The organism is Plantibacter sp. RU18 (assembly GCF_050613355.1).
In the GTDB taxonomy this organism is placed as follows: domain Bacteria; phylum Actinomycetota; class Actinomycetes; order Actinomycetales; family Microbacteriaceae; genus Plantibacter.
This window is the reverse complement of sequence record NZ_CP159618.1, coordinates 774,355-793,107: the sequence shown is the minus strand read 5'-3', so window position 1 is coordinate 793,107 and position 18,753 is coordinate 774,355. Positions and strand designations below refer to the sequence as shown.

Below are 18,753 nucleotides of genomic sequence, written 5' to 3'. Positions count from 1 at the left end.
ACCTGATTGCGCCATGCGGGGTGGCGCTACGCCCGCAAAGTAGGACCGGAAGGTTGGATCGTCTGGGCATCGCGGCCGCCGAGGTCGGCGCTGGGGTTTGGGGCGGTTTGTGCTCGCGTGATTTCCAGGCTCTGCATGGTCCGTTCGCGGGCACGCTCAGCGCGTTCGGTGAGATCGTCGAGGGCGCGTTTGCGTGCGGCATCACGGACGGCGGCCGCCGCGCGGGCGTGCTGCGTTTGCTGCGCCGCAGACGCTGCTGCGCTCACCTGGGCGGTGCGATCTGGCGTGCTGTCCGCGGCAGGCTTGGGCGAGGCCGGTCTGATGCCGTGGGTGGGGCTCATGCTGCTCCGATCGTGTTGGCGGGTGCGTGTGTTTTACAGGCGGGGGCCGCGGATGGTGCGGCCTGGCACCTGCACGGTGGGGTCGTAGCTGGGTTCATCAGGGGCGAGATCCTTGCGTTGGCGTTCGGCAGACGCTGCCGTTCTCGCGGCGGTGGCGTCGACGCGTGCTTGCATCGCGGCGATCTGCTTTGCCATGGCGGTGCGCCGGTCGGGGTTGAGGGTGCGGGCGGCGTGTTCGGCGTCGGCTTGTGGGCGGCGTTGCTCGATCTTCCCGGCGAGCTCGGTGACCTTCTGCAGCTGACGTTGCGGGTCGGCGGTGGCTGTGTTCCCGTGCGCGGCACGCAGCGCGGTGGATTTGTGCAGCGCGGTAACCCGTTCGGCGAGGGTGTTCCCGAGCGGTGTGTCGCGGAAGCGTTCAGGGATTGCAGTGGGTTCCTCGGGTGGGATGCCGAAGGTGTCGCGGAAGAGTTCGACTTCGGCGGCGAGCCGCATCCATTCTTGATGCCTTCCGGGATCAGCGGGGACGTCGCCGAGCTGTTGCGTCCACTCGGGGCGTTCGATGACGAGGGCCGCCCCGCGCAGCGTCATGCGGTCGTCGATGTCTGTTGCGCGGTCGGTGAGGTGGTCGCGCCACGCTTCGGGGAGGTCTTCTGATGCTGCTGTGTGGCGGTCGACCGCCCATTCGAACAGGCCCGTGTCGGCGCCGGGATTCACCGGTTCGATCGCACCGTTGCTCTCGAGCTCCTCGAGTTTGTTCTCGATGCGGTACGAGGTGACCATGCCGATGTCATCGGCGGTGCCGTACTCGCGGGCGTTCCAAACGGTTTCAAGGATGGTGTCCGGGGACAGGCCTTGCCGTTCTGCTCGAGCGAGCCCTGCAGCGGTGGCTTCCCAGCCAACCGAGCGGGTGAGAGTGGCGGCTTGGTCGGGGCCCAGGACACGGGTGGCAAGGCCTTCGAACCGTTTCGCGTTCGCTTGCACGACGACGTCGGCATGTTCCTCGACGAGGCGTTTCAGCTCGAGCATACGGGTGCTCTCAACGTCGATCATCTCGTGGGCGGCGAGGTTCGTGTCGACGTTCCCGGCAATGGTCTTCAGGACGTCGTTCGGGTGCTGGCCTGGTTCCACTTCGACGTAGAGGACGTTCAGGTCGGTGCCTCGGGTGGCGAGCACGTACGCGTTCGCTCGCGCGGTCGACGCAGTGACAATGCCGCGGGAGACGCCTTCCACGTGGATGCCGGCGGTGTTTTTCCCGCCGATGGTGTCGCCTTGTTCTTGGTGCGCGGTGAACGCGTAGCCGAGGTGCGTGTGGTCGCGAACGTAGGCCGCGGGGAGCCGGATGGTGCCGTGGTGACGGTCGTGGGTGACGGTCAACGCCCCGTCCCGGTGGACGTCGGTGACGGTGTAGAGGTCGCCGTTGGCGACGCTGTCGCGGCCCTGGTTCATCGTGAGGCGGGGTTGGTTCAGACGTGTCATCACCCGGTCGCCGACGTGGGCGTCTTGTCCGTCGTTGAGGTGCACGCTGCGGCGCCCGGTGACGGCGCCGGCGGCGATGCGGTCGACTTGGGCGCGGGAGTTCAGAGCGTCGACGTACTCGCGGGTCGGGGCCCCCATGATGGTTTCACGGCCGGCAGCGAGGTCGGCGAGGTAGTCGCGGTAGATGACGTCGACGATCTGGTCGGCGGGTGCTGCGATGATGCGCCCGTTGTCCTTGTACCAGGCGAACGGGTCCGCTGACGGAGTGGATTCGCGGAGGAATTTTGATGCTGCTGCTTCGTGGGGGTTGGTGAAGCGGTAGATGGTTTCCAGCTCCACCGCGCCGACCTCGTTGACGATGAGGCGGAACGCCCCGCCGGCACCCGTGGCGGCGAGTTGGGCGTGGTCGCCGAGGGGGCGGGTGTAGGCGTCGACGGCGTCGAGGATGGTGTTCACCGGGTCCAGCTGAGGGGTTCCCGCCATCGCTCCTTCGTCGATGACCACCAGGTCTCCGGCACTGATGCGGTACTTGACGGGTGGCTCGGTGCCGTCCTGCTGGGCGTGGTGGTGGGCGGTGAGGAACGCGTCGATGGTGAATGCTTCGACGCCGACGTCCTTCGCGAATACTCCGGCGGCCTGCTTCGAGGGTGCCAGGCCGATCATGCGCCCGCCGGCCTCCTGCATGGCGGCCGCGGCGAGGCGCATGGACCGGGTTTTCCCGGCGCCGGCGGGGCCGACACCGAGGAGCAGTTGGGTGCGGTTGGTGACGAACTCGCGGGCAAGTCGCACCTGCGCCGCATCGGTGTTGGGGTGTTTGGCAAGCGCTGCGGCGAACTGTGCGGGGGTGACCGCGGCCGGGCCTGACACGGTGGTTTTCGCCGCCTGTAGGAGACGGTTCTCGGCTTCGAGGACGCGGGTGGAGGTGTAGAGGGTGCGGCCTTTGGAGACGTAGAACGATTCCCCGTCGCTCTGACGGGTGAGGGGTTGGAATTTCCCGTGGATGTGCTCTGGGGTGACGCGGATGGAGTCCAGTTGCAGGGTGGTGCGCAGGAGGAAGCGTTGCAGTTTCTGCCTGGTCACCGGGCGGGCCGTGCCTGCGTCGGTGAGGGTGAAGCGGCGGTATCGGTGAGCGGAGGTCCACCGGGTGACCTCGGCGCGCACATGGTGTTCACCCCAGGTGGAACGGACCGTTTCCACGTTGCCCATGATCTGCCGGGCAGCATCGTGCGCATCGATCGGCGCTTTCGCCCGGTCCGTGGCTTGACGGATCGGGGAGAGAGCTTTGGCCCACTTCACGATCGAGTCGAGGTCGGCGGCGATGTGCTTGGTGAGGGTTTTCGTGCGCACAGCGGCACGCAGTGCGCTGATAGATCTGGGCTTCGCTTTGGCGGGTCTGGTCTCTTGCCAGGCTTGGGCGGAGAGCTTGATGCGGGCTGCTTGGCCGGGGGAGCGGCCGTGCTCGGAGTGGTACTGCGCGATCAGCGTTTCGGTGGCGTGCTTGATGCTCTGGCTGCGGGTGGAGTGCAGGCTGATGAGGTCGTCGCTGATGCCGGCGAGTTCCAGTTGGGGGAGCTTCCCGGCGACCATGACCCTCTCCCGTGCACCGTATCCGGCCTCGTCTGCCCGGTCGAAGAGCCGCATCGTGTAGTACTCGGAGGCGGACACTTTCATCCGGAGCAGCAGCTTGGAGTCCAGGCTCCGCCACTTCCCGTCATCGCCTTGGACCTTGTTGGCGACGACGACGTGATCGTGTAGGTGGACGTCGCCGGTGCGGGACTCGTGGTGCCGGAACCGGGTCGCGACGATGCCGCCCTGCACGTCGATTTGCCGCGCCCCGTTCACGCCAGCACGAGTCGCGAGAGCCTCCTCCTGCAGGTACCGAATCGTGTCTTCGATCGCACCCTCGTGGATCTGTTCAAGCTTTCGCGCGTCACTTGGGTCGCTGAGCGCCCAGAGCAACGAGAACGACTTCGGGGCCGAGAAGGTGAGGTCAACACCGGCGACCGCATGCTGCGCGGGCTTCATCGCGTTGACCACATACTTCCCAAGCTCCGCCTGATCGACCGGGGCACGGTTGTGGACGTCGCGGAACACGATCGCACCCTCGCGCATGCGAATCTGCCGGAGTTCGTCACGGTCCGGGGTGCGTGCGTTGATCCGCTCGAACTCCGCCCGTTCATGCGCCACCCGGGTTGCCAGGGTGGAGTCCTTCGCACCGTACTGGTAGTACGCCCGGCCGAGCTTGATGGCCTCCGCGATCTCCGGCTCGGTCGCACCGTCCTCGACCATGCGCGCGGTGATCGCGTCCGCGTCGGGGTGCAGCCCTTCGCCGAACAAGGCCCGCATTTGCGCCTCGGACACCTGCCCAGACACCCCGAGCAGGTCGATGCCGCCACCGATCCACACGCCGGGCGGGTTGCCGTCGACAGTGTAATAGTCGGTGAGTTCGGTACCGGGAGCACGCTGCACATCACCGGTCGCGATGGACTCGGTGTAGTACTTGTACCCGTCGCCAGCGGACAACACCGCAGCGGTCATCATGCGTGGCGTCCAGCAGCATCGGCGGCACATTCGCGCAGCGCAAACACGTCTGACGACGGCTTGCGGTTCGGTTGCATGTCACTGACACTACCTCGTTCATTACTAATGCCCTATGTGTGTCGTTCTCAGGTGGTGGTTTTCGAGGGCAACGAGAAAATGCGGGAAGAGGGAGCGAAGCGAGTGAACGGAGCAAAGCAGCTGAGAACACTGACCTGCATCGACGAAGGCTCGATGGAGCGGGTGGGTGGTTGAGACTCGCTCGCGAGTCGATGCCGACCACCCGCCGGGGTCAGCCCCGCACGGGGTGCTCGCCGTCGAGCACCCCCAGGGTCCAATTTCGCGACGGCCGGTCCCGGGTGGCCGGTAGGGCGATGGTGGGGTGCAGGCGGCGGGCGAGGTCGCGAAGTGTGTCCGAAAAATGCGGTTCGGTGTTGCTGTTTCCGGGCATGCTGCTGGGTGTTGTTGGTTGGAAGGAGCGGGTTATGGGGAGCACGACGCGGATGGTTTCGGCGAGAGAGCGGGCACGTGCGGCCGCGGCCGCGTTCCGGGAGCGGGAGCGGTCCTTGGAGGCGGTGGCGGTGGCGGTCGAGTTCTTCACAGCCGCCGATCACATCGCGAGGGTGTTCGAGGTGCGCGACCGTGAGGTCGCGGCGGCGGAGCGGAAGGCGGAGCAAGCGGCAGCGGTCTCCGTGGAGGCCGGTGATGCTCTGGTTCGTCAGATGCTGGCGCTAGGGGTCCCCCCGGCGGAGGTTCGCGCGAGGCTGGGGTGTTCGGCAGCGGAGCTGCGCCGGGCGGTCGCCAGTGGCACAGTCACGGACGGCGCACCGTCTGCGGCCGTTGAGGATGTTTCGGAGTGACGGGGTAGCTGATGAAGGTGCTCGCGGGTGTGTTGGCTGGGCTGTTGCCGTTGGTGTTGTCGATCATGCTTGTGGCGTCGATCGGTGGCGGTGGTGCGTGCGCGGGGGTGGGGCTGTTGAATGTGGCGTCGATTCCGCCGGACGCGAGTGTCGCGGGGTACGGGATGGAGCAGTTGCGCAACGCGGGCCACGTGATGAACGCGGCAACGAAGATGGAGCTGCCCGTGCGGGCGCAGCAGATCGCAGTGATGACGGCGATGGGGGAGTCGTCGCTGAGGAACATCGACCATGGTGATGGTGCGGTGAACCCGGATGGGTCGATCGCGGATTCCATCGGCCTGTCAAGCCCCGGGTTTGGTAGAGGCTCGGTTAGACCCGTTCCATCACGGTGATGGTGGGCAGTTGCGTGTAGAAGTTGTTCTCGGCTTCGACGGGTGGGATGTGTCCGATCTCGCCGTGGAGTCGGCGGTGGTTGTACCAGTCGATGTATTCCGCGACCGCGATCTCGAGCTCGTCGATCCCCTTCCACGGGCCGAGGTTGCGGATCAGTTCGGCCTTGAATAGAGAGTTCAGCGCCTCGGCCATCGCGTTGTCGTAGCTGTCGCCCTTGGACCCAACCGAGGCGACTGCTTCTGCCTCAGCGAGGCGGTCGGTGTAGCGCACGGCACGATATTGGACTCCGCGATCCGAGTGGTGGACAAGTTGTGACAGGTCCCGGCCGGCACGCTGCCGCGTCCAGATGCCCATCTCGAGAGCATCGAGGGCAAGCTCGGTGTGCATGGTTGTGGAGAGCTGCCAGCCCACGATCCGGCGGGAGAACACGTCCAATACGAACGCGGCATACACCCAGCCGGAGAACGTCCGAATGTAGGTGATGTCCGCAACCCAGAGGCAGTCCGGTGCCGGTGCGGTGAACCGTCGGTCAACGAGGTCCCCCGGACGATCCGTGAATGGCCCAGGGATCGTCGTGCGTGGCCCCTTGGCCCGCGAGATCCCGCGGAGACCCTCCCGACGCATGAGCCGCTCGATCGTGCACCTGGCCACCCGGTGGCCGTCGCGACGCAGCTGCGCATGGACCTTCCGGACGCCATAGACGCCATAGTTCGCTTGGTGCACGGCACGGACCTTCACCACGGTGTCCTCGTCACTGACGGACCGCTGCGAGGGCGGCCGAGACCGCGCGGCATAGTACGTCTGCGGGGCAATCGGCAGTTCCCTGCAGATCGGCTCGACCCCGAACTCTTCCTTGTGTTCATCGATGTAGGCGATCATCTGCTGTGTGGGCGGTCGAGCTCCGCCGCGAAGAAAGCCGACGCGCTCCGCAAAATCGCGTTCGCCCGCCGCAACTCCCTCACCTCACGCTCCACCTCGACCAGGCGAACCGCAGTATCAGTGGACGTCCCCGAACGCAGACCCCCATCGACCTCGGCGCGCTGGACCCAGCCACGCAATGTGTCCGACGGGACACCAAGCTGCCGGCCGATCCTGGTACACACACCACGGCGGCCCCCATCCGCATCACGCGCCTCGAACACAAGGCGCACTGCACGCTCTCTCAATTCCGCCGGGTACTTCCTCAAAGCTGGCATACTCCTCATCCTTTCAGGACGATCAGAGTCTCCATCAAACCAAGGGCAAGACACACCCGAACGATCCCGTCGTCGTCACGCCTGGCGAGGACCGGCACGCGGACCCCTTCGGACGTGATCTGCGCGACGAACGCCGGGTCGAGGTGAACGATCGTGCGAATGTTGTCATCGATCACAGCGGTCGCCGGGTCGATGAGCTCGACCGTCGCAGACGCGGGCACGGCCTGTCCTGTGGCCTGCGGCGTGGTCTTGGTGGTGGTCTTGGTCATGGTGTTGCCTTCCTTGTAAAGTGGTGACCAGGCCGGGAACGGTGACATTACGAGTGTCACCGACCCCGGCCTTTGTCGTTACTGCGGGGTGTTGCGGGCGCTGCTAGTGGGCGAGGAACGCCAGGCCAGCAGCGACCGGCGTGTGCCTGCTACTCGCTGCGTCCACCCACCGGGATGCGAGGGTCGCGATCTGCACCGTGTTCAGGCTGTGCGTGCTGCCCTCGGCCGGATTCACGGCGAAGAACACGCCTTCACCGAACAGCACCCCGGCGTACCCGAACGACTGCGCAATCCCGGTCAGCACCGGGTTCAACCGCGACGTGTACACGCCTTCATCGTCGACGAACAGGTCGAGGCCGTCACGGATCGACACCACGTCATAGAAGCGGGCGTCGATCGCGTTCTGGATACCGGAGACGTGGTTACCGTCCTCGATTTCCACGGCCTCCATCAGACCGTCGAGGGTGATCTTGATACCTGTGAGCATGGGTGTTTCCAATCTCGTTTCGTGGGCCGGGCTCGATGAGCCGACCCGTCTCTGAACCCCCACCCCCTCGTTGTTTTCCCTTTCTGAGGTGGGGAGCCGTTCTGGCACGTAGAGAGATAGCGAAGGGAGAAAGCGGAGCACCTGCAGGGAGCGGTTGCTAAGCGCAGCCCGGAGCTTGCGGAGGGCGGAGTCTGCAAAAAGCGACCGGAAGGTGCGCAGCGCACGAGCGCAGCTACGATCGCAGAGACAGAACGGCGCACCACGTCAGACAGGGAACACTCCCGGCCCGAAGGGACGGGAGTGTCAAGCGCAGCGCCGGCAACGCCGGCTCCTCATTGGTCAGACAGCGCCGGCCCGCCGGCACCACTCAACCGACACGATCGAGTACCTCGAGCAGGACAACGTCCCGCGGGATCCCCGAACGCCCCTGCAGGTGGCGCCGGTGGCAGCTCCCAGGCTGACTGGGTAGAAACTCCAAGCGATCGTCCGCCCGTCCGCCACCGTGACCGTTGAGGGCGCCGGGATCGGCGTCGACGAGCTCCGCACCGCGGTGCTCGAACAAGCACCGGCCGAGCACGCGCGCTGCGCTCGGAGCGCTGGTGCCGGCGGATCACCGCGTGCTTTCGGTACGCGTGGTCGACCAGCCGGAGTAGCTCAGCGGGACGTCCACCCCGGCGGTTCGTAGACGAGCCGGCCGCGCTTCGAGTGTTGGAGCTCCGTCTGTGGCCGCTCAGGGGCATCGGGCGCCTGGCATTCGAAACGGGTACCTGGCAGCATGACCTTCACGAGGAATTGGAGCCACCAATGATCGAATCCATGTCCGCATACCTGCCGGTCGTCGTGTTCCTCCTGGTCGGCGCGGGCTTGATCACTGGCGGGCTCCGGATGAACCCGCGCTTCGTCGCGGTAGACACCCCAGCCCGGACGCGGTAGGCCTCGAGCGCCCTGCTGGCCGCTGGGACCGTCGTCGCCGCCGTGGCGCTGCTCATTCACGGGTTCGCTGCGGAAACCGTCGCCCTGGCGGTTTCTAGCTTCGGTCTGTAACTGGCTGAGCTTCACAACGCGGACCACTCCGTCCTCGCGCTCTACTGGCGACGCCGGCGCATGCCGAGCGGGACAAGCCGACGCCCGGCGTCGGTGTGCGAGCCAGCACTACAGCGTTGTCGCCTCTGCGGCAGCTACTCAGCTCGCCGCACGATGCTCAACGAGATACCGGTGCACGGCCTCGCGAACAAGCTCCGCCTGTCGGGCACCCTTCTGGGCGCGCAGCTGCTCGAACGCTTCCCAATCACGGTCCGACAACGTCGCCCGCACCGTACGCGCCGTCGCCGCACGCTCGGGCTCAGCACCGATCCGAGGGCGACCGCGGCGAATCTCCCGCTCCATCGCCTCGACCGAACCATACTCGGCGATCGCGAACTCCCGACCCGCCGCCGCCGCGGCCTCACCCGTTCGCGCAGGCCCGACCGGGATAATCACCGTCGCGGGATCCGCATAGCGATCACTCAGCGCGTCATAGTCGATGTTCTTCTCGCTCATTCTGGGTTCTCCTCCCTGAAACGCCGGATAGCCGGCCCCAACTGCATCACGTGAAAGATGACCGCTTCTCGCCCCGACCCGTCAACTGCAACGCGAACGATCACCTCAAGCTCCCGCGTCGTCTGCGCATGCTCCGGACCAATGTACAAACGGTTCACCGTGCCATCACCGTTGTCCTCGATGTCGCGCACATAGTTCGGGTACACGAGCGCATACATCGCGTCTCGGCGATCGACACCGTGTTTACTTGCTGAGTTTGTCCACGCCGGCGCCATGTACTCAGCATACCATAAAATGAGCCATAAAAGTAAGCCAAATAACTACGGCCGCGCAATTGCTCCGCCGTAGCCACAAACGGCACGTCTCGAAAAGGGATAGGTTTACAAGGCACCACGTCGGCGGTCCTGGCCGACAACCGGCGCCGCGGAAATTTGCGGATCTCCCCAACGAGTGAACGTCTTAGAAAGTCGTCTCACAGTCGCGCGTGTCTCAGCAGCACTCAGATGGGTTTCTGAGACATGCTGAGGCAAAGAGGCAGATCGGGTACACCAGAGTCAGCACCGCCAGCCAAGACGCACAACTGCGGCTCGACGCCCTCCTCGCCGCCGGCGTGCAGAAGCGCGACGCGTTCGCAGACGTGACCTCGGGTAGCAGGGCCGCGACCTCCCGCCCCGGCATGACGAAGCTGCTCGAGTACGCGGAGGCCGGCGACACTGTGATCGTGTGGCGCATCGACCGACTCGGCCGCTCCCTCATCGACGTCCTGAACACCGTCGAGCTCCTACGCGGCCGCGGAATCCACGTGCGATCGCTCTCCGACGGCATCGACCCCGCGACATCAACGGGCCGGCTGATGCTCCACATGCTCGCCACTCTTGCCGAGTACGAACGCGAGCTCATCGCCGAACGCGTGGGCGCCGGCATCGCTGCAGCGCGCGAGTCTGGCACTCGGTTCGGGCGCCCACCCGTGAATCCCGACATCATCGCCGAGAAGCTTGCCCTCGTCGCTGACGCCCGCAACCGCGGACGCACCGCTGCAGAAGCCGCTGCGCTCGTCGGCTGGAGCCGTGCAACGCTTTACCGACACCAACAGGCCCGCATAACTGCCCTCACACACCGAGACGCGCTTCTCGCCGCCCTACCCACTGACAGTCGCCCGCTGCCCAACTTGCAGCAGTACGACGTGCTTCTCAACAAGGCGAACACTCCGTCGCGACCTGACGCCTAACGCAAGATGTCGCGCTACTGCTGCCGCGATCCCTGCTTGAACCGATTACGGATCGCAGCCGCACTGAATATCAAGCTCGACCGCAGCGGTGGTGACAGGATTGCCGGCTCGGACGAGCACGACGGCTCGTTTCCGGAACTCGCTGGGAAGGCTCCTGGCAGGGGCCGAGCCTCTCCGAACAATCCCGATCCTCACATGGGTAACCCCACCATGGGCATGTCAACGAGCCAACCGAATCGACAGTAGCCCGCTGTTATTCAGACCCCGTATCGCCGCGGCGCGTTAGCGCGCGTTGCGGGGTTGGGAGAGCACGGGCATCAATCGAGGCCCGCGCCATCCCAGCTGAACTTGATGCCCCTGCAACCTTATTAGCGCAACGCGTCAAAGCGATGCCTCGCACGCGGGGCCTGACCGGCTACTTCTTGGTGCCGCCTCCGAAGAGCCCACCGAGGGATCCCAAGATGTCACCCATGCCGCCTGATGAGTTGGACGTATTGCCCCCACCAGCGAGACCCCCAATCAGGCCGCCTAGGACATCACCGATGCCGCCACCGGAAGCAGGCTGCGCTGCCGCGTTGGAGGTCACCGGTTCCTGCTTCCCCTGGAACTGCTTCGCGAGGAAGCTCATGACCACCGGGGCGAGCATCGGGAGGAGCTTGCCGATGAGATCGCCGCTGATGGGACTCGCTGCCGCCGCCGGCTGTGCGTTGCCGAGTGCAGCGACGACGTCCTGCTTCTTATCGCCGAACACATGATTGACGATCTTCTCGCCGTCGGCCGTATCGACATCGGCGAGCGAGACGCCGCCGTCGACCAGCGCGGTCCCGTGCTGCTCGACCGCTTTCGCGATCGAATCGGCGCCGCCCTCCTTGGCGTTCGCCTCCAGACCGCCAATGAGCGCGGGCAGGGCTTGCTTGACCGCGGCCTCCGCCGTCCCCGAGTCCACGCCGAGCTGCTTGGCGATGTCGCCGATCGGCAACTGCGCGATGAGATCTTCCAGACTGCTCACAACACCCTCATTTCCTGACGACGCATCGACACGCCACCAAACATCGTCAGGGTACCCCACGCAGTCCTCTCAGGCTCGGTTCGACTAGGCCGTGTTGCTGAACACCTTCGGGTGCCGCGTGGGCGAATCTTGTCCTCGTGTCGCGTGATGTGATCTCTGATGAAGCGTGGGCGGTGATCGGCCCGCTGTTCCCGGCTGCGAAGTCGACGGGGCGGCCTCCGGTGGATCGGCGCACGGTGGTCGAGGCGACGGCGTGGCGGTTCCGGACCGGGGCGCCGTGGCGGGACGTGCCGGAGCGGTTCGGGAACTGGAACACGATCTACAAGAACTTCAACCGATGGTCCGAGCAGGGCGTGTGGGTGCGGGTGCTGGAGAAGACGCAGTCGCTTGCGCAGCAGTCCGGGGACCTGGATTGGGTTGCGTCGATCGACTCCACAATCGTTCGCGTGCACCAGCACGGCGCGATATTTCCGCGCACCACAGGGGGCTTCATCGAACTACAAGAAGTTCGGTGACGAGCCGCCCGATCATGCGATCGGCCGCTCCCGCGGCGGTTTGACGACGAAGAACCACCTGGTCTGCGACGGGAAGGGCAGGGCCCTCGCGTTCATCCTCACCCCCGGTCAAGCAGCGGACACCAGCATGCTGACCGCGACGCTGAACGAGATCCGCGTCCCGGGCGCGCGAGGCAGACCGAGGTCGAGGCCAGACCGGCTGCTGGCGGACAAGGGCTACCCGTCCAAGGCGAACCGTGCTTGGCTGCGCGAGCGCGGGATCGCCGCGACGATCCCAGAACGCGACGATCAGATAGCCCACCGACGCAAGCGCCGCGGACGCCCGATCGACTTCGGTGGCCAGCAGCAGGCCCGCTACCGCGGCCGCAACGTCGTCGAGCGGTGCTTCAACAAGCTCAAGCAATGGCGCGGGATCGCGATGCGCTCCGACAAGACCGCCCGCAACTACCACGCCGGACTCTGCCTCGCCGCGACCCTCCACTGGCTCACCAGCACGACCCGAGCTCAGAACTCTTGAAACGCGGACGTTTGAGCGCGTTGCGTGGTCGTGGCCTGGGCATTCAAGCCCCCGCACCAGCTCGGATATACCCGGAACCCACGTTTGCCTGGCCGCCTTCCTGACGTGATGCCGAGCGCTGTGAGGTGCGCGCTGGTGAACCGAAACACCCCGCGCCGATCATGCTGCTCCATAAAAACAAGCAGCCCCGCAGCGGGATCGTCATCACTGAACGGCGCTGTGTTCCCCTTCGCATCCCGTTGCCAGAACGCAACGAGGGCCCCCGGCTTGGTCGGAGTGTTCCGCGCAGTCCGGATATGCCAAGCTTCTTCGCCTATCTGGACAATCCCGGACTCGTAGTCGCTGTTCTGGGTCTCGGGGATGACTTCAGCGGTCACGCCAACCCCCGCCGAGTAGACCGCGAACGCGTTGAACTGCATGCAGCCACGCTATCTTGCCGAGCTATCAGCTCAGGGCGAAGGCGCCAACCACCTTTAGCAACGCGGCCTAGGGATACTTCGGGAAGTGCGCGGAGGAGTGCCTGCGAGCCTCGTAAGCGTGAACGCGAAGGCGATCATCCACACTTACATCTGTTACAAAGCTCTCAGCTTGCCGTTGTTCCCGAGGCGCGAGCTCGTGTTCTGTCTCGAATAACGGTCCACACGGCTCCGATGACGATGAGCAGGCCACCGATCGCACCGATCACACTGAGCGTGACGTCGACATGTAGTTGTGTCAAAGACCAGATTGTGAGGACGAGACCAATGAGGCCGATGAGGACCTGGATGAGAGTCTTTCCGTTCATGTTCAGCTCCTGTAGCGTTCGGTCGAGTTCCACAGCGACTTACACGGTCCGACCAGAGCGGCCCCTCCGTTTGCGCCGGCACCAAGCACCGCGAGCCAGTTGGCTGACATGATACCCCCCGCTCCTGCGAGGGCGGTGCCTGCCATTCGCAGATTGCACTCCGTCTGCCAGGCTCGCTCTTGTCCAGTCAACGTTGGCCCGACCATCGTCTTCACCGGCTTCCCGTCCTGCACGTAGCACCCGGTCGATGATGTGCAGTTGGTGGCGGTTGATTCCCCCCACTGTGCGCTAGCTGGGGTGGTTACACCGGCGACGAGCCCAGCGGAAAGAAGGAGCGAGCCGAGGATGATCCGTTTCTTCATTGAGACATTCCGATCATGTTGCACGGACCCCAAGTTGAGATCCGATCAGCGAAAGCAACTGCTGGCGCCTCCGCATTCTGTCCATCTGGTCTACCCTCGGCGCCGGGTGCCTTGCAACCGCAATGGTCTCACCATCGCTGATCTTGCCCCTGTCCGATGCACCATTTAGGGATTCTGAGTCTCTCCTGGGAGTTACTCGACCCGAAGCGAGAGCTCCTCTAGCTGTACTGCTCGGGGACGTTGGTTGAGTTGTGACGACTCGCTGTAGTCGTTGAGAGATGAAGAGGACCTCCTGCGTTGGAGTGGAGCTGCTTAGGTTCCGTTCCGAACGAGGAGGTCCTCGATGTCCCACGTTAATGCTGCTCTGACGCCACGCCAACGATTGCGCATCGCGCGTCTGAGCGTTGATGAGGGTTGGCCGGTGCGTCACGCGGCCGTGTACTTCCATGTTGCGTGGCCGACCGCGAAGCGGTGGGCCGACCGATACGCGGCGATGGGGGTCGAGGGCATGCAGGATCGGTCCTCGCGCCCGCATCGCTCCCCGAACCGCACCAGCCAGGCGGTGGTGAAGAAGATCGTGGCGTTGCGGTGGCGCAAACGCCTTGGTCCGGTCGGGATCGGCGGGCAACTGGGCATGCCCGCGTCGACCGTTCACGCGGTTCTGGTGCGCTGCCGCGTCAACAGGCTGCACCACATCGACGTCCGGACCGGTGAGATCGTGCGTCGTTACGAGCACGAGTATCCCGGGTCGATGATCCATGTTGACGTGAAGAAACTCGGCAACGTCCCTGACGGCGGCGGTTGGCGATTCGTCGACCGACCACAGGGCGACAAGAACCGAGCAGCGACCCCAGGAAACCACGCAACGTCCACCGCGGCCCAAAGATCGGCACCGCGTTCGTGCACACCGTCATCGATGACCACTCCCGCGTCGCCTATGCGGAGATCCACGACGACGAGAAAGCCGTCACCGCGATCGGGGTCCTCCGCCGCGCAACATCCTGGTTCGCCGCCCGCGGCATTCGAGTCGAACGAGTGCTCTCGGACAACGGTTCTGCCTACAAATCGCATGCTTGGCGAGACGCCTGCGCGGAACTCGGTATCACCCCGAAGAAGACCCGCCCCTACCGGCCACAGATCAACGGCAAGATCGAACGTTTCCACCGCACCCTCGCCGACGGCTGGGCATTCTCCCAGCACTACAACACCGAATCAGCCCGCCGCAACGCCCTCCCAGCCTGGCTCCATCACTACAATCACCACAGGCCCCACACCGCCACAGGCAAACTCCCACCCATCACCCGATTAACCAACCTGTCTGGGCAGTACATCTAGCCCCGCGGTGGCAGCAAGAATTCCCACGGTAAAGAGCACTCGCTTCCTGCGTCCTACCTCTACATGCGTCATGGCGTTTCCCTTCCCCAACGACCCGAACAGGCTCTGCACCCGTCGAGGACGCACGAGCAGACCGTTGTGCGTAGACGACTACGTGTAGCTGCTTTGCGGGGGATGCGCGCCCCGTCTGTTCGAAGCTCTGGACTGAGCGCCCACTGTGATGACTAGGCGGAGTGCTTCCGTCGGACGACAAGGGCGGTGCCAGCGAGTAGCAGCAAGAATGCTGAGCCGACGAGCTCGGGCGGGTCGAATCCCGTCGCGGGTAGCGTGGGCGCCCCGGTTGCTTCAGAGGCTCCGCCAGCGGTGGTCGAGACGGGGACACTCACGATGAGGCTGTAGTCAGCGGAAGCGGTGGGCGCGGTGCCGTTATCGGCCGTGACGGTGAAGGTGTAGGTGCCCGCGATCGTCGGTGTTCCGGAGATTGCGCCCGTGGTCTCGTCGAGGACAAGGCCCGGAGGCAAGCTGCCGGCGGTGACCATGTAGCCGATGGTCGGGGTTCCGGTCGCGGTGACGGTGTGGCTGTAGGCGGCGCCGACGGTCGCGGCTGGTGGCGCCTCGGAGGTGATGGTCGGGCTCGTGGTGACAGTTCCGCCTTCCGCGTCGCAACCAGTTGGGGTGGTAATGGTGTTGTTATCGAGTGTGACCGCGGCATTCTTGGCGAGGAGGCGACCTTCGACGGTCGCGCCGGTGACGGCGGTGATCGACTGGTCGGCCATGATGGTGCCGGAGAAAGCGGCACCGGCGTCAAGGGTTGCTGAGGTGCCGATCTGCCAGAAGATATTGCAGGCGCTGGCGCCGTCTTCCAGCAACACCCGAGCGCCGGGAGCGAGGGTTAGCGTGCTGGCGGCTTGGAACACCCACACGGATTCCGCAGTGCCTGCGAGTGTGAGGTCGCCGCTGAGCAGCAGCGCACCGCCTGAGTAGACGCCGGGTGTGAGGGTGAGTCCCGCGAGCTCGGTGAGTCCTGTGGTGCCGGGAGTCAGGCTCGCTGCGGTGGTGTACGCGGTGGTGAGGTCGTTTTTTGCCTGCACTGCGACGCCGTCGCTCACGGAGGTGGTGCCGACGATAATGCCCGGCGGGAAACCGGTCACTGACGAACCCGGGCTGAGGCCCACATCACCTGTGATCGTGGTGAGGTTCGTGTTGGTCACCGTGCTACCGGCGAGCACGCCGAAGGGCGCCGCGGTCCCCAGCCCGATGGGGCCGTCGATCGTGGTTGCCCCCTGCGCGGAGCCACCGAGCAGCACGACTGAGACGGAGCCGAGCGCCAGACCGACGAGCAGCAGACGGTTGGATTGGGAGCGGAGCTGTGACATGACGTCGCCTCCTCACACGGAGGGGCGTTGGATCAACACGGTGCCGTCCACATCTGCCTCAGATGAGTCATGTGTAACACGAACGGGGGTATGCGTCTACAGGAAAAGGCTGGTCAAGCCCGATTGTCACGACGCTGCGCGAAGCCGCAGTAATGGCGATGGCAGCGAATTTCCGAGAGAATCCAACCCAGCTGGCTGGCCTTCGCGCCTAGGTCATGTCTGACAATGGTTTGCGGTGGAACCTGGGAGGCTTGATGAGTGTCGAGGTTTGAGTTGTTGTCAGATGCCCAGTGGTCGTTGAGCGAGGGGCTGCTGCCTGCCCGGACGGGGAAGCAGGGGCGTCCGTTCTCGGACGCGCGGATCATGGTCGAGGGCATCATCTACCGGTATCGGTGCGGGATCGCGTGGCGTGACCTGCCGCCGGTATTCGGGCCGTGGCAGACGGTGTGGACGTGGCATCGCCGGCTTGCCGGGGATGGCACCTTGGATCGTGTTCTGGGCGTGTTGCTGAGTCAGGCCGACGCAGTGGGGCGCGTTGATTGGTCGGTGTCGGTGGATTCCACGATCGCTCGCGCACATCAGCACGCGACGAACATCACGCGCCTCACGGGGGGCTTCGTCGAATTACACGAATCCGGCCGTCGAGCCGCTTGATCATGCGGTCGGCCGTTCCAGGGGTGGCCTGACGACGAAAGTTCATCATCTCGTCGATGGTGGTGGGCGTCCGTTGGTCATCGCGCTGACGGCCGGGCAGGCGGGTGATTCGCCGATGCTGCTCCCGCTTTTGGGGCAGTTGCGGGTGGAACGGATCGGGCGAGGCCGGCCTAGGACCCGCCCAGACGCCGTCCGTGGTGATAAGGCGTATTCATCGCGTGCGATCCGGGCACACTTGCGTGGTCGGAGGATCCGCGCCGTGATCTCCGAGCCCGCCGACCAGGCCGGTCACCGGCAACGACGCGGATCACGTGGCGGACGCCCACCCGGCTTCGACGCTGTCGACTACCGCAATCGGAATGTCGTTGAGCGCGGGTTCGCCATCATGAAGCAGTGGCGAGGCCTCGCGACCCGCTACGACAAACTCGCGATCTGTTACCGCGCAGCCGTCGTCCTCAACGCCATCATCCACTGGACAACAGCATTATCAGACACGACCTAGGTCAGCCGTCTCCGGGTCCCTGGTGCACCACGAACACCAGTCACGCTCCCGCCGCTGCGAGGTTATGGGAGCGCTCTCCGCGGAGTGAAAACCTTTCGGCTTCGGAGGTGGCTTCGCCGCCACCTCCGTCACCACGTCGTGGGGCGAAGCCTCCGGCGCTCGTCCATTCCTGGGCGAGTCCAAGCTACTCCTTCGAGCGGTAGTCGCGCAGCACCACTTCGAAGCCAACACGCCCGTGCACGGGCTGGGACTTGCGCCCGAATGGTCAGCCCCAGCCCCGGGGAATGAATCGTGGTGCGCTCAAAAGACCCGAAGTCCCGAGCAGCAGCTTCCCCCGACACCAACGAAGAACAGCTTCTTCGCGCACCAAGCGGGGCCCGTCTAGCAGTTCTCTTGCCGCTCGCTAGGTGGTCGCGGTCTAAAGGTGGAAGATGGTCTCGACAGCGAGTTCGGCCGCGATCGCATCCCCGTTGCGCACGCCCATCAACAGTCGCGGGTATCCGTCGTCGAGGACATCCCAGTCGGCGGACTCATCCGCGTGCGTGATCGACAGCTTATACGCCAGCGCGCCGATCATGTCGCGAGTAGCTTGCACGAGCGTCTGGTTCGGGCACTCATCGACAAAACTATCCACGACCGCCCAACCTCTCGTCCTAGCCGAGGCCGCGTCGCGGGCAGCAGTCGCAACCAGCAGTTCCTCGAGGCTCACCTCCAATACACGCCGACGCTCCTCGCTGAGCGTCGGCACCGTTACCCGCACCACTCCCCCAACCAGCGCACCCACCGTCTGCAGGATTTCGGTCCGCAACTCTGGCGTAGCCGCTACGACCCGCGTGTATTTCTGCGCTGCCATTTCGACCAGTCCCACCCGAGCAAGATCGTTCAACGCCTCACGAATCGGCGTCCGGGATATCCCCAACCACCCCTGCAGCTCGGCGTCATTCAGATGCTCCCCTGGCTCCAACGTCCCATCAAAGATCGCAGCACGAATGCGCTCCCCCGCGACGACTCGCAGCGACTTACGACTCGCGTCAGCCACCTCAACTGGTATCGGCATCAAACCACTCCCTTACACATGCGTAGCCCGTGACCACAATCGTAACCAAGACGTCACCACAACAGTGCACACGCCGCACAGACTTCTTGATTCGCAAGGAAATGATGCTGGTGTCGACGGCATTCGGGACGTAGGCGCCTTATCTTTCAGAAGATGCATGGAGTTGACGATGTCATAGGTCCAACGAGCGTGGCTTCAAGCTCGGCGAAAGTGTCGGCAGTTCTGTGTTCACGCGGGTTCGCCCTCCAACACATCTCTGAGGCATCCAGTCGTAAACATGGTCGCACTCCGACGTGGTGAGAGATCTAACGAGCA

At 64.9% G+C, this 18,753-nt stretch carries 16 protein-coding genes, 3 pseudogenes and 1 other annotated feature; of the genes and pseudogenes, 7 read left to right on the top strand and 12 right to left on the bottom strand.

Features of this window, described 5'->3' with window-relative positions:
• Positions 1–26: 26 nt before the first annotated feature.
• Positions 27–341 carry a hypothetical protein gene (locus ABMA10_RS03765; RefSeq protein WP_431031203.1) on the bottom strand — a complete coding sequence of 105 codons (315 nt, stop codon included), beginning with the start codon at positions 339–341 and terminating at the stop codon, positions 27–29.
• Positions 342–374: 33 nt separating this feature from the next.
• Positions 375–4,358 (bottom strand): MobF family relaxase, encoded by a 3,984-nt coding sequence (mobF, locus tag ABMA10_RS03760; protein ID WP_431031202.1) that lies wholly within the window; start codon positions 4,356–4,358, stop codon positions 375–377.
• 482 nt (positions 4,359–4,840) lie between these two features.
• Between mobF and ABMA10_RS03755 the strand changes: the two genes are divergently transcribed.
• Together ABMA10_RS03755 and ABMA10_RS03750 are read left to right on the top strand one after the other, a co-directional pair.
• Positions 4,841–5,215 (top strand): hypothetical protein, encoded by a 375-nt coding sequence (locus ABMA10_RS03755; protein WP_431031201.1) that lies wholly within the window; start codon positions 4,841–4,843, stop codon positions 5,213–5,215.
• A gap of 11 nt (positions 5,216–5,226) precedes the next feature.
• The gene (locus ABMA10_RS03750; protein ID WP_431031200.1) at positions 5,227–5,607 is read left to right on the top strand and encodes a hypothetical protein; all 381 of its coding nucleotides are present in this window, start codon (positions 5,227–5,229) and stop codon (positions 5,605–5,607) included.
• On the opposite strand, the gene ABMA10_RS03745 is transcribed toward ABMA10_RS03750, so the two are convergent.
• The 3 genes from ABMA10_RS03745 to ABMA10_RS03735 all read right to left on the bottom strand — a co-directional run bounded on the left by ABMA10_RS03745 (position 5,585) and on the right by ABMA10_RS03735 (position 7,560).
• A protein-coding gene (locus ABMA10_RS03745; RefSeq protein WP_431030710.1) for an IS3 family transposase occupies positions 5,585–6,804 on the bottom strand; the annotation gives its coding sequence in 2 pieces (ribosomal slippage) (positions 5,585–6,525 and positions 6,525–6,804; 1,221 coding nt in all). The genes ABMA10_RS03750 and ABMA10_RS03745 overlap by 23 nt on opposite strands.
• Positions 6,413–6,526, bottom strand: a sequence feature (AL1L pseudoknot). It overlaps the preceding gene by 114 nt.
• Positions 6,805–6,809: 5 nt before the next feature.
• Positions 6,810–7,073, bottom strand: a complete 264-nt coding sequence (locus tag ABMA10_RS03740; protein ID WP_431031199.1) for a hypothetical protein — start codon at positions 7,071–7,073, stop codon at positions 6,810–6,812.
• Between the two features lie 103 nt (positions 7,074–7,176).
• Complete coding sequence (locus ABMA10_RS03735; RefSeq protein WP_431031198.1) at positions 7,177–7,560, bottom strand: DUF3846 domain-containing protein; 384 nt, start codon at positions 7,558–7,560, stop codon at positions 7,177–7,179.
• Between the two features lie 804 nt (positions 7,561–8,364).
• Between ABMA10_RS03735 and ABMA10_RS03730 the strand changes: the two genes are divergently transcribed.
• Complete coding sequence (locus tag ABMA10_RS03730) at positions 8,365–8,493, top strand: hypothetical protein (protein WP_431031197.1); 129 nt, start codon at positions 8,365–8,367, stop codon at positions 8,491–8,493.
• Positions 8,494–8,742: 249 nt separating this feature from the next.
• Here ABMA10_RS03730 and ABMA10_RS03725 read toward each other — a convergent pair whose 3' ends face one another.
• Together ABMA10_RS03725 and ABMA10_RS03720 are read right to left on the bottom strand one after the other, a co-directional pair.
• A complete protein-coding gene (locus ABMA10_RS03725; RefSeq protein ID WP_431031196.1) occupies positions 8,743–9,099 on the bottom strand; it encodes a hypothetical protein in 357 nt (118 codons plus the stop codon).
• Positions 9,096–9,374, bottom strand: coding sequence for a hypothetical protein (locus ABMA10_RS03720; protein ID WP_431031195.1), 279 nt, complete (start codon positions 9,372–9,374; stop codon positions 9,096–9,098). The genes ABMA10_RS03725 and ABMA10_RS03720 overlap by 4 nt, the downstream gene beginning before the upstream one ends.
• Positions 9,375–9,610: 236 nt before the next feature.
• Here ABMA10_RS03720 and ABMA10_RS03715 point away from each other — a divergent pair.
• Positions 9,611–10,195: pseudogene (locus ABMA10_RS03715) on the top strand (recombinase family protein); the annotation flags it as partial.
• A gap of 547 nt (positions 10,196–10,742) precedes the next feature.
• On the opposite strand, the gene ABMA10_RS03710 reads toward ABMA10_RS03715, so the two are convergent.
• Positions 10,743–11,336, bottom strand: a complete 594-nt coding sequence (locus tag ABMA10_RS03710) for a DUF937 domain-containing protein (RefSeq protein ID WP_431031194.1) — start codon at positions 11,334–11,336, stop codon at positions 10,743–10,745.
• Between the two features lie 137 nt (positions 11,337–11,473).
• Here ABMA10_RS03710 and ABMA10_RS03705 point away from each other — a divergent pair.
• Positions 11,474–12,368: pseudogene (locus ABMA10_RS03705) on the top strand (IS5 family transposase).
• On the opposite strand, the gene ABMA10_RS03700 reads toward ABMA10_RS03705, so the two are convergent.
• Together ABMA10_RS03700 and ABMA10_RS03695 are read right to left on the bottom strand one after the other, a co-directional pair.
• The gene (locus ABMA10_RS03700; protein ID WP_431031193.1) at positions 12,356–12,787 is read right to left on the bottom strand and encodes a MepB family protein; all 432 of its coding nucleotides are present in this window, start codon (positions 12,785–12,787) and stop codon (positions 12,356–12,358) included. The pseudogene ABMA10_RS03705 and the gene ABMA10_RS03700 sit on opposite strands and share 13 nt — an antisense overlap.
• 164 nt (positions 12,788–12,951) lie before the next feature.
• Positions 12,952–13,152, bottom strand: coding sequence for an LPXTG cell wall anchor domain-containing protein (locus tag ABMA10_RS03695; RefSeq protein WP_431031192.1), 201 nt, complete (start codon positions 13,150–13,152; stop codon positions 12,952–12,954).
• Between the two features lie 705 nt (positions 13,153–13,857).
• Between ABMA10_RS03695 and ABMA10_RS03690 the strand changes: the two are divergent.
• Positions 13,858–14,849 (top strand): annotated as a pseudogene (locus ABMA10_RS03690) (IS481 family transposase).
• Positions 14,850–15,073: 224 nt separating this feature from the next.
• On the opposite strand, the gene ABMA10_RS03685 reads toward ABMA10_RS03690, so the two are convergent.
• Entirely contained in the window at positions 15,074–16,225 is a 1,152-nt protein-coding gene (locus ABMA10_RS03685; protein ID WP_431031191.1) for an ice-binding family protein, read from the bottom strand.
• 258 nt (positions 16,226–16,483) lie between these two features.
• Between ABMA10_RS03685 and ABMA10_RS03680 the strand changes: the two genes are divergently transcribed.
• A protein-coding gene (locus ABMA10_RS03680; RefSeq protein WP_431031190.1) for an IS5 family transposase occupies positions 16,484–17,381 on the top strand; the annotation gives its coding sequence in 2 pieces (ribosomal slippage) (positions 16,484–16,834 and positions 16,836–17,381; 897 coding nt in all).
• 418 nt (positions 17,382–17,799) lie between these two features.
• Here ABMA10_RS03680 and ABMA10_RS03675 read toward each other — a convergent pair.
• Positions 17,800–18,438: a GntR family transcriptional regulator gene (locus ABMA10_RS03675; protein WP_431031189.1), complete on the bottom strand. Its 639-nt coding sequence runs from the start codon at positions 18,436–18,438 to the stop codon at positions 17,800–17,802.
• Between the last annotated feature and the right edge of the window lie 315 nt (positions 18,439–18,753).

Excerpts from the sequence above, each read along its gene's own strand:
- mobF (WP_431031202.1), bottom strand. The coding sequence starts at position 4,358 with ATGATGACCGCTGCGGTGTTGTCCGCTGGCGACGGGTACAAGTACTAC.
- ABMA10_RS03695 (WP_431031192.1), bottom strand. The coding sequence starts at position 13,152 with ATGAACGGAAAGACTCTCATCCAGGTCCTCATCGGCCTCATTGGTCTC.
- ABMA10_RS03700 (WP_431031193.1), bottom strand. The coding sequence starts at position 12,787 with ATGCAGTTCAACGCGTTCGCGGTCTACTCGGCGGGGGTTGGCGTGACC.
- ABMA10_RS03765 (WP_431031203.1), bottom strand. The coding sequence starts at position 341 with ATGAGCCCCACCCACGGCATCAGACCGGCCTCGCCCAAGCCTGCCGCG.
- ABMA10_RS03755 (WP_431031201.1), top strand. The coding sequence starts at position 4,841 with ATGGGGAGCACGACGCGGATGGTTTCGGCGAGAGAGCGGGCACGTGCG.
- ABMA10_RS03720 (WP_431031195.1), bottom strand. The coding sequence starts at position 9,374 with ATGGCGCCGGCGTGGACAAACTCAGCAAGTAAACACGGTGTCGATCGC.
- ABMA10_RS03685 (WP_431031191.1), bottom strand. The coding sequence starts at position 16,225 with ATGTCACAGCTCCGCTCCCAATCCAACCGTCTGCTGCTCGTCGGTCTG.
- ABMA10_RS03740 (WP_431031199.1), bottom strand. The coding sequence starts at position 7,073 with ATGACCAAGACCACCACCAAGACCACGCCGCAGGCCACAGGACAGGCC.
- ABMA10_RS03725 (WP_431031196.1), bottom strand. The coding sequence starts at position 9,099 with ATGAGCGAGAAGAACATCGACTATGACGCGCTGAGTGATCGCTATGCG.
- ABMA10_RS03730 (WP_431031197.1), top strand. The coding sequence starts at position 8,365 with ATGATCGAATCCATGTCCGCATACCTGCCGGTCGTCGTGTTCCTCCTG.
- ABMA10_RS03675 (WP_431031189.1), bottom strand. The coding sequence starts at position 18,438 with ATGCCGATACCAGTTGAGGTGGCTGACGCGAGTCGTAAGTCGCTGCGA.
- ABMA10_RS03750 (WP_431031200.1), top strand. The coding sequence starts at position 5,227 with ATGAAGGTGCTCGCGGGTGTGTTGGCTGGGCTGTTGCCGTTGGTGTTG.
- ABMA10_RS03735 (WP_431031198.1), bottom strand. The coding sequence starts at position 7,560 with ATGCTCACAGGTATCAAGATCACCCTCGACGGTCTGATGGAGGCCGTG.